At 38.8% G+C, this 2855-nt stretch carries 2 protein-coding genes and 1 tRNA gene; all 3 read left to right on the plus strand.

Annotated features, from left to right (window positions below):
* Positions 1 to 64 precede the first annotated feature (64 nt).
* Positions 65 to 137 (plus strand) — tRNA-Gln (locus VIM94_RS03860).
* A gap of 250 nt (positions 138 to 387) precedes the next feature.
* Complete coding sequence (locus tag VIM94_RS03865) at positions 388 to 1620, plus strand: PAS domain-containing sensor histidine kinase (protein ID WP_332037975.1); 1233 nt, start codon at positions 388 to 390, stop codon at positions 1618 to 1620.
* A 52-nt stretch (positions 1621 to 1672) separates the two neighbouring features.
* Positions 1673 to 2713: a response regulator gene (locus VIM94_RS03870; RefSeq protein WP_332037976.1), complete on the plus strand. Its 1041-nt coding sequence runs from the start codon at positions 1673 to 1675 to the stop codon at positions 2711 to 2713.
* The last annotated feature ends 142 nt before the right edge of the window (positions 2714 to 2855 follow it).

Below are 2855 nucleotides of genomic sequence, written 5' to 3' on the forward strand. Positions count from 1 at the left end.
AATTTATTAGAAAAAGTTTGTGTAAATAAAAGTTTGTTTTAAATTTGCATCCGCATTTAAGCATTGGCCTATGGTGTAACTGGCAACACGTCTGGTTTTGGTCCAGAAGAGTCTAGGTTCGAGCCCTAGTAGGCCAACAAATTGTAAAACCGAATTCTGAAAAAGAGTTCGGTTTTTTGTTTTTGGGGAAAATTTGGGCGAGAAGTTTATCCTGAGCGAAGCCCGATGAAAGAGGGCGTAGCCGAAGGGAGCCCTAGTAGGCCAACAAATTGTAAAACCGAATTCTGAAAAAGAGTTCAGTTTTTATTATTTAAAATATTTTCCTTCTTCATCCCTACTTTAGTAAATGCTTTGTAATTTAGTTTCCTCAAATTTTAAACTGTAATTGTGTCCAGAGAATTCTTTAAGGAAAATCATAGTGTTTTTAATACTCTCTTCGAAGCGGCCTCGGAAGGGGTTATCGTCGTCGATAGCACCCAGATTATAGTAACTGCAAACCAGGCTGCTTTGCATATGTTTGGTTATGAACGAGGAGAGCTTGTAGGACAGCATCTGAATATCCTTATCCCTCCAGCCTATAAACCGAATCACTCCAAGCATTTTAAGGAATTCTTATCCCATAGCGAGAAACGCCAAATGGGTCATGGCCGGGAATTATTCGGAATAAAAAAGGATGGAAATCAGTTTCCGGTAGAAGCAGGATTGAATCCCTTCCGCATCGATGGGAAAGATTTTGTGATGTCACTTATTGTTGATATCACCGTTCGCAAGGAGAATCAACAACGTATCCGGGAGTTAAATGCAGAGCTTGAAGACAAAATTAAGGTACGCACCAAAGAACTTCGGGAAACGGTAGAAAATCTGGAACAGGAGATCAGCAAAAGAAAAGAAGCTGAAAAAAGAATTAAACTTGCCCTGAAACAGGAAAAGGAACTTAACGAACTTAAAACTAAATTCTTATCCCTTGTTTCTCACGAATTTAAGACTCCATTAAGCGGGATACTTACTTCCGCAACCCTTGCTGAAAAATATGTTACTGGAGAACAACAGGAAAAGCGTGAAAAACATCTTCGCACCATTAAAAATAAAGTACACTACCTGAATAATATTTTGAACGACTTTCTTTCTCTGGAACGATTGGAATCGGGTAATGTGAATTATAAATACAGTAGTTTTAGCCTGAATAAGGTCATTAATGATGTGATTTATAATGCCAATGTGACTCTTAAATACGGCCAGGAGATCGAGTATCCCAGAGATCTGGATGAAGTAACCCTGTATCAGGATGAAAAAATCCTGGATCTTGTTTTATCCAACCTAATTGGAAACGCCATAAAATACTCTCCCGAAAATTCTACAATCCATTTTAGAATTGAAGATAACGATAATATGGTTATTTTTGAGGTTTCTGATGAAGGTATGGGAATCCCGGAGAAAGATCAAAAACATATCTTTGAACGCTATTTCAGGGCTGAAAATGCTTTGCTGAATCAGGGAACAGGGATTGGGCTTAATATTGTGAAGGTTCACGTAGAGAATATGGGCGGAAAAATTCATTTTAAAAGTGAAGAAAACAAAGGCTCAACTTTTACAGTACAATTACCCAATTACGAACGTTAAATAGTTTTGTTAAATTTAGAGCCATATTATATGGTGCAGGAAATTTATTTTGATGAAGAAAGTATTGCTTATTGAAGACGATGTTACGGTAAGAGAAAATACCGCCGAGATCCTTGAGTTGTCAGATTTTGAGGTGGTGACCGCCTCAGATGGAAAGCAGGGAGTAACCAGGGCCAAAAGCGAATTACCCGATATAATTGTTTGCGATATTATGATGCCAGAAATGGATGGCTATGATGTGTTAACAGAGCTTTCCAAAACTCCTGCAACAAGCGGTATTCCATTTATATTTCTTTCAGCTAAAACAGAGCATAAAGACGTGAGACGGGGAATGGACCTTGGTGCCGATGACTATCTAACCAAACCTTTCGAGGAGAGTGATCTCTTAAGCGCTATTGAAAGCCGCCTGGCAAAAGTAGAAATTCTTAAAAGCGATAAAGCTGCTCAGGCGCCAAAAGAACAACAGCATATCCCTAACCTTACTGCTTTTAGGGAGTTAATGAAAACCGGAGAACAACTGAATTTTAAGGCTGGAGAGAGTGTTTATGAAGAAGGAAAAACCTCGGTAAACTTTTATTTGGTAGACCGAGGGGTAGTAAAAGCCCATAAATTTGATTCCCGTGGGAAGGAAATTATCACGCAATTGTATAAAGATGGAGATTTCTTCGGAAGTCTTAGCTTCAATTCCAATTCGGCATACCGCGAATTCGCCACGGCCATGGAAGACACTACGCTATATACACTTTCAAGAGACCAGTTGAAAGACATTCTTCACGAAAACAGCCGGGTAAGTATGGAACTCCTTGAAGTGATGAATGAAAATCTCTTCGGAATAAAAGAGCAACTTATAGACATTGCTTACGCTTCAGTACGTAGAAAAACGGCGAAAACTATTTTGATGTTCGCCAGGGAAATAAAAAAGAACCCTCTGCATAGCATCAGGATCTCGCGTGCCGATCTTGCTGGTGTTGCGGGCATCGCTTCTGAAACACTTATCAGAACTCTTTCCGACTTTAAAAAAGAAGGCCTTATTGAAATTGAGGGTAGAAATGTTAAGATTATTGATGCCGATAAGCTAGAAAAAATGGGGTAAATAGCTTTTTTTGGTATAGCTGACTGCCGTCATATTTGGCTGCGGACTTTCTCTATAATTTTACCACAAATTAGAAAAGGAAATCCATGGCCATTAATATAGTAATCTTAACCGATTATTCTGCACATGCTTATAATGCAGC

The sequence above is a fragment of the Salegentibacter sp. genome, assembly GCF_036568425.1.
Taxonomy (GTDB): domain Bacteria; phylum Bacteroidota; class Bacteroidia; order Flavobacteriales; family Flavobacteriaceae; genus Salegentibacter.